Below are 17,580 nucleotides of genomic sequence, written 5' to 3'. Positions count from 1 at the left end.
TCCCGCCCCGGTCAGCGGGCGGGGGCGGTTCCCAGCGTAAGGGGGCCGGGGACCAGGTGGAACGTGGCTCAGGCGCCGACGCGGAAGCGGGCGAAGCGCTTGAGGGCGACGCCGTTCTCCTCGAGGACCTTGGCGACGGTCTTCTTGTTGTCCTTCGCGAAGGCCTGCTCCAGGACGGAGTTCTCCTTCACGAAGCCCGTGACGCGGCCCTCGACGATCTTCGACAGGGCGGCCTCCGGCTTGCCCTCCTCGCGGGCGGTGGCCTCGGCGACGCGGCGCTCGTTCTCGAGCTCCTCGGCCGGGATCTCCTCGCGGGACAGGTACTTCGGCGCGAAGGCGGCGATGTGCTGCGCGACGTCCTTGGCGACCTCGGCGTTCTCCTTGTCCAGCTCGACCAGGACGCCGACGGCCGGCGGCAGGTCGGGGCTGGTCTTGTGGAGGTAGACCGCGACGAAGCCGTCACCGTCGAACTGGGCGAAGCGACGGAAGACGATCTTCTCGCCCAGGGTCGCGTTGGCCTCGTCGACGAACTGCTGGACGGTCTTGCCGGCCTCGATCTCGGAAGCCAGGGCGGCGTCCAGGTCGGCCGGGGCGGTCTTCGCGACGTGGGCGGCGATAGCGTCGGCGACCTGGACGAAGTTGTCACCCTTGGCGACGAAGTCCGTCTCGCAGTTCAGCTCGACCAGAACGCCGGACTTCTTGTCCTCGGCGATGAGCGCGGCGACGGCGCCGTTGGAGGCGTCACGGCCCTCGCGCTTGGCAACGCCCTTCTGGCCCTTGATGCGCAGGAGCTCGACGGCCTTCTCGACGTTGCCCTCGGCCTCGTCCAGGGCCTTCTTGCAGTCCATCATGCCGGCGCCGGTGAGCTCACGGAGCTTCTTGACGTCCGCGGCGGTGAAGTTCGCCATGGTGTGAATCTCTTCTCGCGTCTCGCGTGTCTGCGTGGGGATGCGCCGGGACCGCTGGTTCGGTCCCGGCGCGGGAGAGAGGGGCACCTGCCGGCTTCGTACCGGCCGGTGCCCCTCACCCTTGGTACGTCAGGCCTGCTCGGCCGGCGCCTCGGTGGCGGGGGCCTCGACAGCGGCCTCCTCGGCGGCGGGGGCCTCGGCGGCGGCCTCGGCGGGGGCCTCCTCGGCCTTCTTCTCGCCCTCGATGAGGTCCTTCTCCCAGGCGGCCAGCGGCTGGTCGGCGCCCGGCTCGGCCTTGGCGTCGCCCTTGGCGACACCGGCGCGGGACTTCAGGCCCTCGGCCACGGCGTCGGCGATCACGCGGGTCAGCAGGGTGACGGAGCGGATCGCGTCGTCGTTGCCCGGGATCTTGTAGTCGACCTCGTCCGGGTCACAGTTGGTGTCGAGGATGGCGACGACCGGGATGTTGAGCTTCCGGGCCTCGCCGACCGCGATGTGCTCCTTCTTGGTGTCCACGATCCAGACGGCGCTGGGAACGCGCTGCATGTCGCGGATACCGCCGAGGGTCTTCTCCAGCTTGTCGTGCTCGCGCTGGAGGACCAGGAGCTCCTTCTTGGTGAGACCGGAGCCGGCCACGTCCGAGAAGTCCAGCTCGCCGAGCTCCTTCAGACGCTGAAGGCGCTTGTAGACGGTCGAGAAGTTGGTCAGCATGCCGCCGAGCCAGCGCTGGTTCACGTAGGGCATGCCCACGCGGGTGGCCTGCTCGGCGATGGCCTCCTGGGCCTGCTTCTTCGTGCCGACGAAGAGGACGCTGCCGCCGTGGGCAACGGTCTCCTTGATGAACTCGAAGGCGCGGTCGATGTAGTTCAGCGACTGCAGGAGGTCGATGATGTAGATGCCGTTGCGCTCGGTGATGATGAAGCGCTTCATCTTCGGGTTCCAGCGGCGGGTCTGGTGACCGAAGTGGACGCCGCTCTCCAGCAGCTCCCGCATCGTGACGACGGCCATTGCCGTACTCCTTGGTGTTACGGCCCGGCAGCGGCACTGCGTCGCAGCGATAGCCCACAGCCGGGTCAGTCTCGGTTTGTCCGTGGCGGCCAGGTGACAGCCACGCCTGACGCCCCGAACGTGCCGAGCCGCTACCACCCTTCCGGCCCGGGGGCCGGTCGGGCTCGGCGGACCGAGCGGCACTCGCACCTGGCGGGGCTGCGGACGAACCGCGTCCGGCCGCCGGTGGCGGGGCGTGCGAAGTCGACCCGGCGGACCGGGTCGCGTGTGAAGTGTACGGGAAGCGCCGAGGGGCGGGCGACTCCACGCGTGGCCGGGGGCCCGCCGAGGACCTGGGAGGAGCCCGGGGAACGGCCGGGGTGGGCGGGTTCCGGTGGGGCTGCGGCAGCGTTCCCGTGGGGCGGCGGCGGGGTCGGGGCGGGTCGCGCGGGGCGGCCGGGGGTGGAGTCGGAGGTGGAGCTCGGCGTGGGCGCGGAGGCGGGTGCGGGGGCGGACGCGGGTCGGTCGACCGCCTGCCCCGGGTCCGTCGCCGGTATGCCGTTTGTACACCGGATGGCGGCGCCCGTACACCCGCCCGGGGGATGGCGCTCGGGCGTGGGGGCGGTTTGTCCACAGGAATCCGGATGTGGGTGGTGCGGGGGCAGCGCGGGGGCGAGCCTGCGGGCATGACTGGTCGCGGGTGGTTCGGTGGGGTGATCGGGGTGATCGGGGTGATCGGGGTGGGCCAGGTGGGTCGGGCCGGTCGGCGGGCTCACGGGGTGCTGTCGCTGTGGGTGGCGGTGGTGCTCGTGGTCGTGCTCGCGGTGCCGGGGGCTTCCTATGCCTCGGGCGTCTCAGGAGCCTCACGGGCTTGGGGAGGCTTCGGCGCCGTCGGTGCGGTCGGTGCGGTCGGCGTCCCGGGCCCGGGCGGCGAGGCCGGGCGGGGTGGTGCGCGGGCCTGGCCGGTGGGTGGCCCGGACGGGGTGCTGGGCCGGTTCGAGCCGCCGGCGAAGGTCTGGGCCGCCGGGCACCGGGGGGTGGACCTCGCCGCCGCACCCGGGGCGGAGGTCCGGGCGGCGGCTCCCGGAGTGGTCACGTTCTCCGGGCCGGTGGCGGGACGGCCGGTGGTGACCGTCTCCCACCCGGGCTCGGGCTCTCCCCCGCTCCGGACCACCTATCTGCCCGTCACCGGCACCGTCCCGGTCGGCACCCCGGTGGCCGCCGGACAGACGATCGGACTGCTCGCTCCGGACGGGCGGCACTGCGCCGGGCGCGACTGCCTGCACTGGGGGCTGCTGCGCGGAAACCGCTACCTCGACCCGCTGGCCCTCTTCGGCGCGGGCACGGCCCGGCTGCTGCCACTGGACGGCGGGGACGGGTAGGGCGCCGGGCCGGAGGTGGGGTGCGGGTCAGGGCCTGGGCCGGGGCCGGGGCCGAGGGCAGGCCCGGAGCCGGGCTCAGGCGCGGACGAGCCCGCGCAGCACCATCGCGACGGCGGCGTCGGCGATCTCCTCGGGGCTCTCGGTCGCACAGCCGGCGCGGCCCCCGGTCGCGGCCTGCTCGGCCCTGCGGGTCGCCGCCTCCACGACGCCCTGGACCAGGGCCGCGGCGAGCCGGGGCTGCTCGTGGCCGAGTTCCTCCAGCGTCCGGCCGACCAGACCGGCCAGCCTGCCGTGCGCCGCCCTGATCCGCTCACGCGCGGCCTCGTCGAGCTCCAGCGCCGAGATCGCCACCACCGCGCGGTGCCGGGGGTCGGCGGCCAGTGCCAGCTGGCCCCGGACGTAGGCCTCGATCCGCTCGACGGCGGTGTCGCAGCTCGCCATCCCTGCCTCGATCTCGGCCGCCCAGAGCGGGAGGTCCACCTCACAGAGCGCCTCGACCACGGCGGCACGGGAGCGGAAGTACTCGTAGACCGAGGAGCGCGCCAGCCCGGCGCGCGCCGCGAGCGCGGGGAAGGTCAGGGCCTCCATGCCACCCTCGGTCAGCAGGATGCGGGCAGCATCGAGGAGGGCTGCCCGCTGGAGCTGGCGATGCTCGGCCACCGTGGCCGCTCGGATCTTCGGCACGGTCCCACTGTACGGAGCCCTACCTCCGGCCGGTACGGCGCCGCGCATCGGAACGGGGCCCGGGCCCGGCGACCGGCTTCTGACGACCGACGGCAGACACCCCTCCGACCGGCACCTTCGCTGCCGGCGCCCTTGCTGTCGGTCCCCGGCTGCCGGCGCCCTACCGGATGTCCGACAGCTTGGCGCGCAGCTGGAGGACGGACTTGGTGTGGATCTGACTCACCCGACTCTCCGTCACCCCCAGCACCTGCCCGATCTCGGCGAGAGTGAGGCCCTCGTAGTAGTAGAGCGTCACCACCGTCTTCTCCCGCTCGGGGAGGGTGTTGACCGCCTGGGCCAGCAGTCTGCGCAGCTCGCGGTCCTCGGCCACCTCGACCGGGTTGTCCGCACCGTGGTCGACCAGGGTGTCCATCAGGCTCAGCCGGTCGCCGCCCTCCCCTACCGGGTGGAGCAGTTCGTCCAGCGCGACCACGTTGGCGAGCGACAGCTGGCTGAAGATGGCGTGCAGGTCCTCGATCGCGATGCCCATCTCGGCCGCGACCTCGGGCTCGTGCGGCGTCCGGCGCAGCCGGGCCTCCAGCGTCGCGTACGTCCGCTCGACCGCCTTCGCCTTCTGCCGCACCGAGCGCGGGATCCAGTCCAGGGCGCGCAGCTCGTCGATGATCGCGCCCCGGATACGGCTGATCGCGTAGGTCTCGAACTTGATGGCGCGGTCGATGTCGAACTTCTCGATCGCGTCGATCAGTCCGAAGACCCCCGAGGAGACGAAGTCCGCCTGTTCGACGTTGGAGGGCAGGCCGACCCCGACCCGCCCCGCCACGTACTTGACGAGCGGTGAGTAGTGGAGGATCAGCTGCTCCCGCAGCCGCTGGTCCCCGGTCTCCTTGTAGGAGCGCCAGAGCTCTTCGAGGGCGGTGCGCCCCTGGGCCGCGACCTCCCGGACATCCTGCCCCTGGCCGCCGTCCGCCGCCTTCTCCCGGCGGAGCGGGGACACCGGCGAGGCGAGCGCCGGAGAGGTGGCGCCCCGGGCCGGCGCACTGCCGGGCGGCCGGGGCGCGCCGGCCGCGACCGCACCGGGGGGCACACCGGCGGGCGCCCCGACAGGCGCGCCGTCGAGGTCGGCCGCGCCGGCGCCCGGGGCCGGCTCGGCACCCCGGGCCGCATCCGTAGGCTGGGGCACCACCGTCGGCCGCCCGCCCTGGCGGGACAGGCCTCCCATCGTCCCCGCCGACTTGGACGGGTAGTCGGACGCGGGGCGCCGCTCGGTCCGCGGCCCTCCCGAGGACCGAGCGCCACCGGTCACTCTGTGTCCGGGAATGTGTGTGGGCATGCGTTGGTCTGCGCCGTTCTGCCGAGTCATGTGCTGATAGGGAAGGCATGTGGAGCGTAGCGTGACCAACTCACTGCAAAGCGCTACCGCCACTCGGTCGTCCCCCGATCCGGTGGCGTTCGCACACCGGATCCGGGCGACGGACAGCAGAACCGGATCGGCAGGTCAGCCGGGCGGATCCGACATGCGTTCCCTCTACCCAAACGTGTTCCCGGTCCCAGCGCTCACCTCCTCCGCACCACGCGCCAGTGCGCGCCGTGCCGCTCCACGTAGCCGAGCGACCCCAGCTCGTAGAGCCGTTGCAGGACTTCGTCCGGCGGGAGGCCGGACTGCCGGGCCAGCCGCTCGACCGGCGCGCCCTCCGCCGTCGCCGGTACGGCCTCCAGCACCCGGGCCACCGCCGGCTCCAGCAGGTCACGCGGGAGCACCGGGCCGCTGCGCTGCGGCGCGAGGTCCTCCCCGATCGCCCCGATCAGCTCGGTGATCTCGGCCGCGTCGGTGACCAGGGTGGCACCGCCGCTGCGGATCAGGGCGTGCACCCCGGCGGAGAGTTCCGAGGTCACCGGGCCTGCGACGCCCATGGTGTGGCGGTTGAGGTCCCGCGCCCGTCGGGCCGTGCTCAGGGCGCCGCTGCGCACCGCCGCCTCGACCACCACCGTCCCCCGGGTGAGCGCCGCGATGACCCGGTTGCGGAGGACGAAGCGGAAGCGGTTCGGGTGTTCCCCGGGCGGGAGTTCGCTGACCAGCAGGCCCTGGACGCCGATCCGCCGGATCAGTTCGGCGTTGCCCTTGGGATAGGCCACGTCGACACCGCAGGCGAGTACGGCGGCGGTCGTCCCACCGACCGCGAGCGCCCCGCGGTGCGCGGCCGCGTCGATCCCGTAGGCGGCTCCGGAGACGACCACCCAGCCGCGTTCGGCCAGTTGGGCGGACAGCTCCCCCGCGACGTGGGCGCCGTAGGCCGTACAGGCGCGGGAGCCCACCATCGCGACCGAGCGGAGCGCGAGCAGCCGCAGCGAGCCGGTGCCCGTCACCCAGAGCCCGATCGGGCGTCCGTCACCCAGGTCGTCGAGTTGGCTGGGCCATTCCGTGTCCCCCGGAATGATGAACCGCCCACCGACGTCCCGTACCCGTTTCAGGTCCATCCGCGGGTCCAGCCCCGGGAGCCGCGCCTGGTACCCGGACAGTCGGGTGGCGTCCAGTCCCGGGTGGTCTGGCACCGTCCCGTCCCGGATCGCCTTCACCACGTCGACGGCGGGAAGTTGAGCGAGCCATCGACCGACCACCGCGTCCCCCGGCTCGCTGAGTCGGCCGAGCAGCACCCGGGCGAGGCGTTCCGGCTCGGTCTCGGTGGTGGCCCCGGGGCCGGGCCCGGCATCGGAACCACCGGGAATTCGAGGTTGCCTCAGCAACTGGTTCATGCCTCACCCTTCTGGTTTCGCGAACGCTCGTCAGGCGTCTCGGGCTCCCCGGACAAGTCGCCGCCCGGGCTGGCGCGCTGGGCCGGGATCCCGCCGAGCCGCCCGAAGACCCGCTCGGTCAGCGGCAGTCCGTGCTCCACCCCGGTGCGCAGGACCAGGGCGGTGCGCACGTCCCGTTGGTCCGGCCGGTCGCGGCCGGCGAGGTCGGCCACCGTCCAGGCGACCCGGAGCACCCGGTCCAGTCCCCGGGCGGTCAGCAGCCCCCGCTCCAACTGCCGTGCGGCGTCGTTGAGTGCGCCGGCCGTGAGCTGCCAGCGGGTGCGCAGCTCGTGGCCCGGGACCTCCGCGTTGGTCCGCCACGGGGTGTTCGCCAGCCGGGCCGCCGCCCGCTCCCGCGCGGCCAGCACCCGGGCCGCGACGGTCTCGGTGGTCTCCGCCGTGGTGTCCCGTTCCATGAGCTCGACCCTGGTCACCGGGGCCACCTGGACTTGGAGGTCGACCCGGTCCAGCAGCGGCCCGGAGAGCCGCCCCTGGTAGCGGCTGACCATGGCGGGGGTGCACTCACAACCCTCGCCCCGCCGCGAGTACCGGCCGCACGGACAGGGGTTGGCCGCCAGGCAGAGCAGGAAGCGGGCCGGGAGCCGCAGTGATCCGGCCGAGCGGGCGATCACCACCTCGCCCGACTCCAGCGGCTGGCGCAGCGCGTCGAGCACCCGGACCGGGAACTCCGGTGCCTCGTCCAGGAAGAGCACGCCCCGGTGGGCCAGCGAGACCGCTCCCGGTCTCGGCATACCGCTGCCGCCGCCGACGATGGCCGGCATCGTCGTGGAGTGGTGCGGGGCGCAGTAGGGCGCGGTGTCGATCAGTGGGCGCCCGGCCGGGAGCAGCCCCGCCACCGAGTGGACGGCGGTGACCTCCAGCGCCTCCTTCTGGGTCAGCGGCGGGAGCAGCGCGGGCAACCGCTCCGCCAGCATCGTCTTGCCCGCGCCCGGCGGGCCCTTCAGGTAGAGGTGGTGTCCTCCGGCCGCGGCGATCTCCAGCGCCCGTCGGGCCTCGTACTGGCCGGCCACGTCCGCCATGTCCAGCCGGGCCGCCCTGTCGTCGGGCAGGCCCCGCACGCCGGCGCTGGGCAGCATCAGGCCGGCCATCAGCGGATCGGGCCTGCCCCCGATCGGATCGGGCGGCTCCTCCGGTGCCGCCGCGCCGGTCAGGATGGCGACGAGCTGGCGCAGGCTGCGGACGCCGATCACCGTCACCCCGGGGACGAGCGAGGCCTCGGGTGCGGTCTGCTCGGCGACCACGACCCGCTGGTACCCGGCGTCGGCGGCGGCCAGCACCGACGGCAGCACCCCTCTGACCGGCCGCACCCGGCCGTCCAGCCCCAGCTCGCCGATGATCAGCAGGTCGGCGATCGCGGAGGGGTCGAGCCGCTCGGCGGCGGCCAGCACGGCGCAGGCCACCGCGAGGTCGAAGCCGCTGCCGCTCTTGGGCACCGAGGCGGGGCTGAGGCCGACCGTCAGCTTCCGCTGCGGCCAGGCCTCGCCGCTGTTCACGACCGCGGCACGGACCCGGTCGCGGGCCTCGGTGAGCGCCTTGTCGGGCAGGCCGACCAGGGTGAACGCGGCCACCCCGGGCTCCAGATCGGCCTGGACCTCGACGATCACTCCGTCGACGCCGACGAGCGCGACGGAACAGGTACGGGCGAAGGCCATCTCAGACCACCCCCCGCAGGTGGTCGACCAGGGCCGCGCCCCGCGCCCGGTTGACCACCGCGACCAGGTCGATCCGCACCCCGCCCGGTGGGGCGGGAGGCCACTGCGGATCGGTGGGCCCCGGGTCGTAGCCGGGGCCGGCCAGCCGGGCGAAGTGATCGGGCCAGCGCTCGGCCATCCAGCGCTCGGCCAGGCGTTGCAGCCGGGCGGCCTTGGCCCGGTCGATGGCCTCGGTCGGCTGCTGGAAACCCCGCTCGGAGCGGGTCTTCACCTCGCAGACCGCCACGGTGTCGCCGTCGAGGGCGACGATGTCCAGCTCGCCCTCGGCGCAGCGCCAGTTGAGGTCCAGGATGCGGAGCCCGGCCTCCGCGAGGCGACGGGCGGCGACCCGCTCCCCGTACCGGCCGAGCCCGTTCCTGGTGCTGCGGTCCGGGATCGCCCGCGGGGCCTTCCCGGCTGCGGCCGTGTCCGGTACGGCCTGGTCCTGCACGACGGTGTGCTGCATGGTGACCACCTCCGCCGAGGAGGCTGCCCCAACGCGCACGGCGAGGCCCGGGAATTCCCGTTCCCTGTGGATAACTCGGACCTGTGGACAACTCCTGTCACCCGCAGGGGTGAGAAGCCCCGTTCCCGCGAAATTCGGCTGGACAACGCGGGACGGAGTCGTCCAACGTCAGTTCCCGAAGCCGGACTCGTCCGAGGGCAGCTCCAGATCGCTCTTCGCGAGTTCCTCGATGTTCACGTCCTTGAAGGTCAGCACCCGGACCTTGCGGACGAACCGGGCCGGCCGGTACATGTCCCAGACCCACGCATCCGCCATCGACACCTCGAAGAACACCTCGCCCTGGACCGAGTGCACCTGCAGCTCGTAGTCGTTGGTGAGGTAGAACCGTCGTTCGGTCTCGATCACGTACTTGAACAGGCCGACGACGTCCCGGTACTCCCGGTAGAGCTTGAGCTCCATCTCGGTCTCGTACTTCTCGAGATCTTCGGCACTCATCCAGGCGTCCCCTCAACTTGTCACGTCCACCCATTGTGGACCACCGCACCCACGGTCAGAGCCGTACCGGATCCACCGGCGGGCCCTCGACCAGCAGCCGCTCCAGGAAGTCCGCCAGACCGACCGGATAGACCGTCTCGGCGGTCCCCCTCAGTTCCTCGACCGTCCACCAACGCGCCGCGAGCAACTGGGCGTGCTCGTCGGCGCCCATGCCCGAGTGGTCCAGCACCGTCTCCGTGGTCCGGGCCAGGTGGAACCACTGCTCCTGCTCGTAGCGCTGTCCCTGAAAGGAGAACGACACCGTGCCGTACGCCACCAAGGGCCCCAGGTCCACACCCCGCAGGCCGGTCTCCTCGGCGAGCTCCCGCTCGGCAGCCTCCCGCACGTCCTCCCCCGCCTCCAAGCCTCCCCCGGGCGTGAACCACCACGTCTCCCCCGGAGTGGCCGGGTCGGCCCCCAGGAAGAGGAGGATGCGGTCCAGCCCGTCCAGCAGCAGGATCCGCGCCGCTCTGCGGCGCCGTGCTGTCATGGCGGCGCTCCACGCTCCTTCCGTTCGCATCGGTGGCGTTACCGATCCTGCCACCCGGCGCGGTCGTCCGGGGCGATGTTCGGCAGAGCGGCCCGCGGGGCGACGGCCCCGCTCAGGAGCTGCGCCCCCGGAGCCGGCGGGCCAGACCCGCCGCCCCGCCCACCGCCGAGGTCACCAGGATCAGCGCCGCGCCCGCGACGGCGGCGTAGGCGAAGGGCTCCAGCGGCCCCGGCTGCGAGGCCTTCGGGCCCGCGAAGCCGTCGAAGTCCGTGACCCGGTCGAGCAGGCCCGTCCGGCCGAAGGGCAGCACGGTGGCCTCGACCCTGGCCTCGACGGCCTCGGCCGGGACGGTCCCGCCGTCCACCTCCAGGTGGGTGCGGGAGTCCAGCGAGCCCACCCGGTTGTCGCCGAGCAGGAACAGCCGGCCCTGCGGCACCGTCACGCTGAACGGCTGGCCCTGGCCGCCCTGCGTCGCGAGGTAGGGCTCGTCCACCGGCTGCCCGTCGACCGTCAGCCGGTGATCGGCCCCGCTGGTGGCGACGGTGTCCCCGCCGACCGCGACCACCCGCTTGACCATGAGCTCGCCGCCCCAGGCCTGGTCCCGGAAGACCACCACGTCGCCCCGCCCGATGTCGCCGCCGCCGACCTTGCGGGCGAGCACGGTGTCCCCGACGCGCAGCGTCGGGTGCATCGAGGCGGTGGGGATCTTGTACGGCCGGTAGTCGATCGCGATCAGCGCGAAGCCGCCGACCATCAGCACCAGCCCGAGTGCCAGGGCGACGCCCTGCAGCACCGCGGCGGGCCGACGGCCCGCACGGGCGGGCGCGGTCGGGTGGTCGGCCGTCTGCTCCACGACACTGCTCATCGACACCGTCCACCTCTGGCCGACCGGAGAACACCACTGGCACGCCGGAGGCTCGGGCGGAAAAGCCGGCGGGCCGTGGCACGTCCGAGCAGATTACTCGTCGGTACCACGGCCCGCGCAAGAGCCGGGGGCAACCCGGCGGAACACGATCCGCTGGAGCTCAGGACTCCTTGCGGCTCTCCGCCCGACCACGCACCCGCCGCACCAGCGGGAGCAGGGCGACGGCCCCCACCGCACCGGCCACGGGGGGCGCCATCGGCGCGGCCGCCGCCAGGCCCTTCTGGTCGAAGGTGTCCGGCACCGGCAGCGTCGACCAGTGGCCGACCGGCCAGGCCACCACGAAGGCACGCCCGATCACGTTGTCCACCGGGACGGTGCCGCCGCCCGGCTGGTCCATGTGGAAGCGGGAGTCCAGCGAGTTGGCGCGGTGGTCGCCCATGACCCAGATCCGGTCCTTGGGCACCTTGACCGGGCCGAAGGGGTGGTCGCCGCACGGGGTGTTGCCCTGGTAGACGTACGGCTCGTTGAGCGCGACGCCGTTGACCTTGACCGGCCCCTCGCCCTCGCACTCGACGGTGTCCCCGCCGACCGCGATGACCCGCTTGATCAGGTCCTTCTCGTTGGCGGAGGGCATCAGGCCGACGAAGCTGAGCACGTCCTGCACACCGCGGAGGAAGGAGTTGCTGCTCTGCTGGGTCGGCTCGTCGCTCAGCCAGCCGCCCGGGTCGTGGAACACCACGACCTCACCGCGCTCGGGTTCGGCCCCGAACCACGGGGTCAGCTTGTCGACCAGGACGCGGTCGCCGACCTGCAGCGTGTTCTGCATCGATTCCGACGGAATGGAGAACGCCTGGACGAAGAACGTCTTGATCACCAGCGCGAGGATGAGCGCGATGCCGACCAGGATCGGCAGTTCCTTCCAGAACGAGCGCTGCTTGCGCGGCTTGGACGGAGCCTCCGACTCCGAGCCGTCCGCGGACTCGGCCTCCGCGTGCGGGGAGCCCGGGGAGTCCTCCGACCCGGCACCGCCCTGCCCGTCGGCGGTCTGCGCCGCCGCGTCCTCGACCGAGGCCGAGGAGGCCGCGGACTCGGTGGACCGGTCCGCCCGACGGCCTGGGCCCTCGGGCTCTCCGGCGCCTGATCGGGCGCCGATCACCAAATCCCCCACAACGTCTCCTCCCTGCTGTGCGGACGCCCGCGCGCCCGCGCTCAGAGTGCCGCACAGCGGGCACCACGCTCACCACGACCATGAACGCCTCAGGGCTGCCCACCGCGGACTCCCCTGACACCAGCACAGCCTCGGCCCGCGACCGGGACCACTCCCGGCCGCACCTGCACTTCTCTATCACTCCAAGGCATCCGGCTCGCGGTCCCACACGCGAGGCCCGTCCGGTCGGCGGCCGGTGCGGCTCACTCCGGAGGCCGCCCCGACCGGCGAACGACGAGCGGAAGGATGCCCAACACCCCCATAACGAGCGGCGGTTCCGCAGGAACCGGCCCAACGCCCACCGATCCCGCGGCAGTTCCGCCGGCCTGCGGCATCCGGGCGAGAGAGGAGAGTGAACCGGGCGCATCGAGTTGATGGAAGCGGTCCAGCGGCCAGGCGGTCACGAACGCGCGACCGACCACGCCGCTCAGCGGGATCGTCCCCTGTCCCGGATTGCCCATGTGGAAACGGGAGTCGGCGGAGACGTCCCGGTGGTCACCCATGACCCACAGCCGCCCCTGCGGCACCTGGATCCTGAAGGCCTGCCGGGACGGCGGGTTGCCGGGCGCGAGGTAGGACTCTTCCACCGGGTGGCCGTTGACGCTGAGGCGCCCCTGCGCGTCGCAGCACTCGACGGTGTCCCCGCCGACGCCGATCACCCGCTTGATCAGGTCCTGCTCGTTGTCGGAGGGCAGCAGTCCGACGAAGGTCAGCACCTGCTTGGCCGCACCCAGCACCGGGCCGTCCTCGGACGGCTTGCGGTCGCGCTCCAGCCAGCCGCCCGGGTCCTTGAACACCACGATGTCGCCGCGCTGCGGCTCACTGCCGAACCAGGGGGTCAGCTTGTCCACCAGTACCCGGTCCCCGATCAGGATGGTCTGCTCCATCGAACCCGAGGGGATCACGAACACCTGGACCAGGAAGGTCTTCATCACCAGCGCCACCAGCAGGGCCACCAGGACGATCATGGGCACTTCGCGGACCAGCGAGCGCTTGCGCCGACGGGCGGCCTTGCGGGCACTGCGACGGCGCTCGGCCCGGCCGCGCGCCGACGGGGCCCCTGCCGGTCCACGGCCTGCCGCGCCGTCCTCCCCCGGTCCACCGCGCACCGGACCGGCCGAAGCCGGACCCCCTGCGGCCGGTCCCCCCGCAGTCGGGCCAGTCGGGCCTCCGGCAGCCGGGCGGTCGTCGAGCCGCCCCCTACCCCTGGTCCCCATGACCGCCTGTCCCCGCAGTCGCGGCGAAGGCCGCGGGCCGGTCCAGGCTGGTCCAGCGCGAGAACGGGTAGACCACCCAGTCCGCCCGGCCGATCACCTTCTTCTCGGGCACGAAGCCGCCACCGGGATCGCCGAGGTGGTCCCGGGAGTCCCGGGAGGCGCTGCGGTGGTCGCCCATCACCCACAGCTTGCCGGCCGGCACGACGATGTCGAAGGCCACGCTCGACGGGTCGTCGCCCGGGGACAGGTAGGAGGTCTCGTCGATCGGCACGCCGTTGACGGTGATCGGCGCGCCCGACCCGGTGCTGGTCACCCGGTCCCCGCCGACGCCGATCACGCGCTTGACGTAGACGGTGTCCCCGGCCGGGGCCAGCCCGAGGTCCTGGGCGAACGAGCGCAGGCCGTCCCAGAAACCGGGCGGCTTCGCCGACTCGCGGAGGAAGGAGCCCCTCCCGTCGAAGACCACGACGTCGCCCCGCTGGGGATGGCCGCCGAAGGCGTAGGCGAGCTGGTACGCGACCAGCCGGTCGCCGGGGCGCAGGGTCTCCTCCATCGACCCGGAGGGCACCGAGAAGGGACGCGCGACGAAGGCGTTCGCCAGCAGCAGGGCCGTCAGGCAGATCCCGACCAACAGCAGCAGGTCCCGCGAACGCGAGCGCCCGGGCTCCTCGTCCTGCTCCGACTCGTCCGACCCGTCCGACTGGCTCGAGCCGTCGCCGCCGGAGCCGCCGGTCCGCTCCGGGCCCTCGGCCTGCTCCAGTACCTCAGCGTGCTCAGGCCCGTCGGCGCGCTCCGCGCCGACGACGCCACCCCCGGAAACGACCGCGGACCGCGACAGCGAGTCCGCACCGGTGGGTGCGGGACTGCCGTCGCGGTCCGCGGGTGGTTCGTGCGTGCTCATCGGGGGGTGAGCTTACCTTGCGGCCACTCGGCCCCCTCAGAGCGTTCCGATCCCCCGGCGAGGCCGGGGGCCGGTGGATCAGCGGTCGCGCTTCTCCTTGATCTTCGCGGCCTTGCCGCGGAGGTCACGCAGGTAGTACAGCTTGGCGCGGCGAACCGCACCGCGGGTCACGACCTCGATCTTCTCGACGACCGGGGTGTGCACCGGGAAGGTGCGCTCCACGCCGACGTTGAAGCTGACCTTGCGAACGGTGAAGGTCTCACCGATGCCGGCGCCGTGGCGGCGGATGACGACGCCCTGGAAGACCTGGACACGGGAGCGGTTGCCCTCGATGACCCGGACGTGAACCTTCAGGGTGTCACCGGCGCGGAAGGCCGGGATGTCGCTACGCAGCGAGGCCGCGTCGACAGCAGCGAGCTTGTTGCTCATGTTGCTCTCCATCGCAGGCGCCACGGGCCGCCCACGGAAAATCGTCACAATGGGGTTCGCTGCGGGCCGCATCGGCTGACGGCGATCCCCCCGTGGCGAGGGCGCCGGTCCACGTGTCCCCTACAGGAGGGAACCAGCGACAGACAGCAGCCGCCTATTCTTCCACATCAACGGCCGTGGACCGAAATCGGCCGAGCCCCTCGTCCCAGGCCAGGCCGAGGATGCTCAGCGCCTCGCGCTCCTTCTTGTCGAAGGCGCCGTACTGCCAGCGCTCGACCAGGTCGGGCCGGTTCGCCAGGGTCCGGGCGAAGGCCTGCTCGCGGCGCCAGCGGGCGATCTTGCCGTGGTTGCCGCTGAGCAGCACGTCCGGCACCGTACGGCCGCGCCACTCGGCGGGCTTGGTGTAGACCGGGCCCTCCAGCAGGTCGGCCATCGCGCCCGGCGCGAAGGAGTCGTCGCGGTGGGACTCGGCGTTGCCGAGCACTCCGGGCAGCAGTCGGGCGATCGCCTCGACCATCACCAGCACGGCAACCTCGCCGCCGGCCAGCACGTAGTCGCCGATCGAGGCCTCGACCACCGGCATCCGGGTGGCGGCTTCCTCGATCACCCGGCGGTCGATGCCCTCGTACCGGGCGGGGGTGAAGGCCAGCCAGGGGCGCCCGGCCAGTTCCTGGGCGAGCTCCTGGGTGAACGGGCGCCCGCTCGGGGTCGGCACGACCAGGGTGGGCACCTGGCCCTCGGGGCCGCCGGCGACCACCGCGTCCAGCGCCTCGCCCCACGGCTCGGGCTTCATCACCATGCCGGGGCCGCCGCCGTACGGGCTGTCGTCGACCGTGCGGTGCACGTCGTGGGTCCATCCGCGCAGGTCGTGGACGTGCACGTCCAGCTGCCCGCGGGCGCGGGCCTTGCCGACCAGCGAGACGTCCAGCGGCTCCAGGTACTCCGGGAAGATCGTGACGACGTCGATCCGCATGCCGCTCTGCACCCCGCCGGACACCGCACCGCCGGGCGCCGCACCAGTCGACACCGCGCCGCTCGACGCCGCATCGGCGCCAACCCCGACACCGACCCCGGCACCGACCTCGGCGCCGACCTCGACACCCGCCCCGGCGCGCTCCTCGACGGTCACTCCGACTCCTCCGAGTCCTCGCCGCGCTCGGCCGAGGAGGTCCCCGCGACCTCGGCCTGCTCCATGTCGATCAGCCCGGGCGGCGGGGTGATCACGGCGCGCTGGTTCTCCAGGTCGATGGTCGGCACGATCTGGCTGACGAAGGGCACCAGCACCTCCGTCCCGTCGGCCTTCTTGACCGTGAGCAGGTCCTGGTAGGGCAGGTGGACGATCTCGGTCAGCTCGCCGACCGGGGTGCCGTCCAGCAGCACCACGTCCAGGCCGATCAGCTGGTGGTCGTAGTACTCCTCCGGGTCCTCGGGGCTCTCCTCCGGGTCGACCTCGGAGATGAGCACGGTGCCGCGGAGGGCCTCGGCCGCGTTGCGGTCCTTGACGCCGGCGAAGCGCAGCAGCAGCCGGCCGCTGTGCACCCGGCCGGACTCGACGGTCAGCGGTCCGGTCGACGCGGGGTCGGTGAGCAGGACGGCACCGGGGCCGAGCCGGAGTTCCGGCTCGTCGGTGCGGACCTCGACACTGACGTCCCCCCTGATGCCGTGGGCACGGCCGATCTTGCCGACGACGAGCTGCACGGTGATCGTTCTCCTGGAGTTCCTGAGCCGCAACGAAAAGCGACGGGCTGCGAAGCGACGGACTGCTAAGCCATGAAGCGACGGAAATGCTGACGGAAATGCGAAAGGCCGACCGGGACGACATGCGTCCCGGTCGGCCTCACAAGCCCTGACGGCTGAACGAGCAGCGGCGTCAGCGAATGTTGTCCACGTCGACCAGGTCGACCCGGACGTTGCGACCGCCGAGGGCGCCGACCACGGTGCGCAGAGCGCGCGCCGTACGGCCGCCCCGGCCGATCACCTTGCCGAGGTCATCGGGGTGCACTCGCACCTCGATGGTGTTCCCCCGACGCAGGTTGCGCGAGCGCACCTGCACCTCGTCGGGGTGCTCGACGATGCCCTTCACCAGGTGGTCGAGGGCGTCCTCGATCACGATCAGGCCTCGGCGGCGGCGTCGGACTCGGCCTCGGCCTTGTCCGACTTCTTGGCCTTCGGGGTGATGGCGACACCGGTGGTGGCGTCCTCGAAGCCGGCGACGGCCTTCGCGAACAGGTGCGAGAAGTCCTCGACCTTCGGCTCGGCAACGAGCAGCGGAGCCGGAGCCGGCAGGCCCTTGAACTTCTGCCAGTCGCCGGTCAGCTTCAGGATGGCGAGCACCGGCTCGGTCGGCTGGGCGCCGACGGACAGCCAGTACTGGGCGCGGTCGCTGTCGACCTCGATCTTCGAGGGGTTGTAGGTCGGCTGGTAGATGCCGATCTCCTCGATCGCGCGACCGTCACGCTTGGTGCGGGCGTCGGCGACGACGATGCGGTAGTGCGGGGAGCGAATCTTGCCGAGACGCTTCAGCTTGATCTTGACTGCCACGGGAGTGGATTCTCCTGGTGTTGACGTGGGTGAGCGGGCTCGCCGTCGCGTGGGGTTGCGGGGCGGACCGTTCAAGGGACACGCCAGCCGTAGGAGAGAGGGGTCCTGCTCGGCTGCCGAGTACTCAGCTGTCCATTCTGCCACATCGGCGAGAACCGCCTGTACGCGGGACCGGGCACCCGGTCAGGGCTCGACCGGGAGCCCCCGCTCCCGGTCCAACCCGAAGACATCACCGCTGTCCTGCTGTACCGCTCATTCCGTACTGCTCGTACGGCCTGTACCGCCTGTACTGCCTGGTACCGCTACCGCCTGTCACCGCTCACTCGGCGCTGCCGCCGCTGCCGGTACCGCCGGCCCCGCGTGCACCGCCCGTACCGCTCCACTCCGCTCCGCGCCGCCCATCCGGCCGGACCGCTGCCCGCACAGCAGCCCGTCGGGACGTCGACCGCTCAAGCGACGTGAGCGGC

19 protein-coding genes are annotated in these 17,580 nt (G+C 72.7%); 1 reads left to right on the top strand and 18 read right to left on the bottom strand.

Annotated elements, in window-relative coordinates; all coding sequences use genetic code 11:
- Positions 1-68: 68 nt before the first annotated feature.
- Positions 69-908 carry a translation elongation factor Ts gene (gene tsf, locus ACFVXH_RS36855; RefSeq protein WP_074001524.1) on the bottom strand — a complete coding sequence of 280 codons (840 nt, stop codon included), beginning with the start codon at positions 906-908 and terminating at the stop codon, positions 69-71.
- A gap of 129 nt (positions 909-1,037) precedes the next feature.
- The gene (gene rpsB, locus ACFVXH_RS36850; RefSeq protein ID WP_049657635.1) at positions 1,038-1,916 is read right to left on the bottom strand and encodes a 30S ribosomal protein S2; all 879 of its coding nucleotides are present in this window, start codon (positions 1,914-1,916) and stop codon (positions 1,038-1,040) included.
- A 665-nt stretch (positions 1,917-2,581) separates the two neighbouring features.
- On the opposite strand from rpsB, the gene ACFVXH_RS36845 reads away from it, so the two are divergent.
- Positions 2,582-3,277, top strand: coding sequence for a murein hydrolase activator EnvC family protein (locus ACFVXH_RS36845; protein WP_387830499.1), 696 nt, complete (start codon positions 2,582-2,584; stop codon positions 3,275-3,277).
- A 75-nt stretch (positions 3,278-3,352) separates the two neighbouring features.
- On the opposite strand, the gene ACFVXH_RS36840 is transcribed toward ACFVXH_RS36845, so the two are convergent.
- From ACFVXH_RS36840 to rpsP, 16 genes are all read right to left on the bottom strand, one after another.
- Complete coding sequence (locus ACFVXH_RS36840) at positions 3,353-3,937, bottom strand: TetR/AcrR family transcriptional regulator (RefSeq protein WP_117491975.1); 585 nt, start codon at positions 3,935-3,937, stop codon at positions 3,353-3,355.
- 184 nt (positions 3,938-4,121) lie between these two features.
- Entirely contained in the window at positions 4,122-4,955 is an 834-nt protein-coding gene (gene whiG, locus ACFVXH_RS36835) for an RNA polymerase sigma factor WhiG (protein ID WP_079271928.1), read from the bottom strand.
- Positions 4,956-5,515: 560 nt separating this feature from the next.
- Positions 5,516-6,712, bottom strand: a complete 1,197-nt coding sequence (gene dprA, locus ACFVXH_RS36830) for a DNA-processing protein DprA (RefSeq protein ID WP_117489675.1) — start codon at positions 6,710-6,712, stop codon at positions 5,516-5,518.
- A complete protein-coding gene (locus tag ACFVXH_RS36825) occupies positions 6,709-8,424 on the bottom strand; it encodes a YifB family Mg chelatase-like AAA ATPase (protein ID WP_387830496.1) in 1,716 nt (571 codons plus the stop codon). The genes dprA and ACFVXH_RS36825 overlap by 4 nt, the downstream gene beginning before the upstream one ends.
- A gap of 1 nt (position 8,425) precedes the next feature.
- Positions 8,426-8,929 carry a YraN family protein gene (locus ACFVXH_RS36820; RefSeq protein WP_079271927.1) on the bottom strand — a complete coding sequence of 168 codons (504 nt, stop codon included), beginning with the start codon at positions 8,927-8,929 and terminating at the stop codon, positions 8,426-8,428.
- 168 nt (positions 8,930-9,097) lie between these two features.
- A complete protein-coding gene (locus ACFVXH_RS36815) occupies positions 9,098-9,424 on the bottom strand; it encodes a DUF2469 domain-containing protein (protein WP_030056781.1) in 327 nt (108 codons plus the stop codon).
- 55 nt (positions 9,425-9,479) lie between these two features.
- The gene (locus ACFVXH_RS36810) at positions 9,480-9,953 is read right to left on the bottom strand and encodes an NUDIX hydrolase (RefSeq protein ID WP_049650392.1); all 474 of its coding nucleotides are present in this window, start codon (positions 9,951-9,953) and stop codon (positions 9,480-9,482) included.
- Between the two features lie 112 nt (positions 9,954-10,065).
- Positions 10,066-10,818, bottom strand: coding sequence for a signal peptidase I (gene lepB / locus ACFVXH_RS36805; RefSeq protein ID WP_387830494.1), 753 nt, complete (start codon positions 10,816-10,818; stop codon positions 10,066-10,068).
- Positions 10,819-10,978: 160 nt separating this feature from the next.
- Positions 10,979-11,986 carry a signal peptidase I gene (gene lepB, locus ACFVXH_RS36800; protein ID WP_387830492.1) on the bottom strand — a complete coding sequence of 336 codons (1,008 nt, stop codon included), beginning with the start codon at positions 11,984-11,986 and terminating at the stop codon, positions 10,979-10,981.
- A 242-nt stretch (positions 11,987-12,228) separates the two neighbouring features.
- Positions 12,229-12,993, bottom strand: coding sequence for a signal peptidase I (lepB, locus tag ACFVXH_RS36795; protein ID WP_074001522.1), 765 nt, complete (start codon positions 12,991-12,993; stop codon positions 12,229-12,231).
- A 232-nt stretch (positions 12,994-13,225) separates the two neighbouring features.
- Positions 13,226-14,143 (bottom strand): signal peptidase I, encoded by a 918-nt coding sequence (lepB, locus tag ACFVXH_RS36790; RefSeq protein ID WP_387830490.1) that lies wholly within the window; start codon positions 14,141-14,143, stop codon positions 13,226-13,228.
- 78 nt (positions 14,144-14,221) lie between these two features.
- A complete protein-coding gene (gene rplS / locus ACFVXH_RS36785) occupies positions 14,222-14,572 on the bottom strand; it encodes a 50S ribosomal protein L19 (protein WP_030306736.1) in 351 nt (116 codons plus the stop codon).
- A gap of 154 nt (positions 14,573-14,726) precedes the next feature.
- Positions 14,727-15,545, bottom strand: coding sequence for a tRNA (guanosine(37)-N1)-methyltransferase TrmD (gene trmD / locus ACFVXH_RS36780; RefSeq protein WP_375877492.1), 819 nt, complete (start codon positions 15,543-15,545; stop codon positions 14,727-14,729).
- 152 nt (positions 15,546-15,697) lie between these two features.
- The gene (gene rimM / locus ACFVXH_RS36775; protein ID WP_074001521.1) at positions 15,698-16,270 is read right to left on the bottom strand and encodes a ribosome maturation factor RimM; all 573 of its coding nucleotides are present in this window, start codon (positions 16,268-16,270) and stop codon (positions 15,698-15,700) included.
- A 172-nt stretch (positions 16,271-16,442) separates the two neighbouring features.
- Positions 16,443-16,682, bottom strand: a complete 240-nt coding sequence (locus ACFVXH_RS36770; RefSeq protein WP_030056773.1) for an RNA-binding protein — start codon at positions 16,680-16,682, stop codon at positions 16,443-16,445.
- A gap of 2 nt (positions 16,683-16,684) precedes the next feature.
- Positions 16,685-17,113 carry a 30S ribosomal protein S16 gene (gene rpsP, locus ACFVXH_RS36765; RefSeq protein WP_049650397.1) on the bottom strand — a complete coding sequence of 143 codons (429 nt, stop codon included), beginning with the start codon at positions 17,111-17,113 and terminating at the stop codon, positions 16,685-16,687.
- Positions 17,114-17,580 lie beyond the last annotated feature (467 nt).

This window comes from Kitasatospora sp. NPDC058184 (assembly GCF_042883725.1).
Taxonomy (GTDB): domain Bacteria; phylum Actinomycetota; class Actinomycetes; order Streptomycetales; family Streptomycetaceae; genus Kitasatospora.
This window is presented reverse-complemented; position numbering and strand designations above follow the sequence as displayed.

Excerpts from the sequence above, each read along its gene's own strand:
- tsf (WP_074001524.1), bottom strand. The coding sequence starts at position 908 with ATGGCGAACTTCACCGCCGCGGACGTCAAGAAGCTCCGTGAGCTCACC.
- rpsB (WP_049657635.1), bottom strand. The coding sequence starts at position 1,916 with ATGGCCGTCGTCACGATGCGGGAGCTGCTGGAGAGCGGCGTCCACTTC.
- ACFVXH_RS36845 (WP_387830499.1), top strand. The coding sequence starts at position 2,582 with ATGACTGGTCGCGGGTGGTTCGGTGGGGTGATCGGGGTGATCGGGGTG.
- dprA (WP_117489675.1), bottom strand. The coding sequence starts at position 6,712 with ATGAACCAGTTGCTGAGGCAACCTCGAATTCCCGGTGGTTCCGATGCC.
- ACFVXH_RS36825 (WP_387830496.1), bottom strand. The coding sequence starts at position 8,424 with ATGGCCTTCGCCCGTACCTGTTCCGTCGCGCTCGTCGGCGTCGACGGA.
- ACFVXH_RS36820 (WP_079271927.1), bottom strand. The coding sequence starts at position 8,929 with ATGCAGCACACCGTCGTGCAGGACCAGGCCGTACCGGACACGGCCGCA.
- ACFVXH_RS36815 (WP_030056781.1), bottom strand. The coding sequence starts at position 9,424 with ATGAGTGCCGAAGATCTCGAGAAGTACGAGACCGAGATGGAGCTCAAG.
- ACFVXH_RS36810 (WP_049650392.1), bottom strand. The coding sequence starts at position 9,953 with ATGACAGCACGGCGCCGCAGAGCGGCGCGGATCCTGCTGCTGGACGGG.
- lepB (WP_387830494.1), bottom strand. The coding sequence starts at position 10,818 with ATGAGCAGTGTCGTGGAGCAGACGGCCGACCACCCGACCGCGCCCGCC.
- lepB (WP_074001522.1), bottom strand. The coding sequence starts at position 12,993 with ATGATCGTCCTGGTGGCCCTGCTGGTGGCGCTGGTGATGAAGACCTTC.
- lepB (WP_387830490.1), bottom strand. The coding sequence starts at position 14,143 with ATGAGCACGCACGAACCACCCGCGGACCGCGACGGCAGTCCCGCACCC.
- rplS (WP_030306736.1), bottom strand. The coding sequence starts at position 14,572 with ATGAGCAACAAGCTCGCTGCTGTCGACGCGGCCTCGCTGCGTAGCGAC.
- trmD (WP_375877492.1), bottom strand. The coding sequence starts at position 15,545 with ATGCGGATCGACGTCGTCACGATCTTCCCGGAGTACCTGGAGCCGCTG.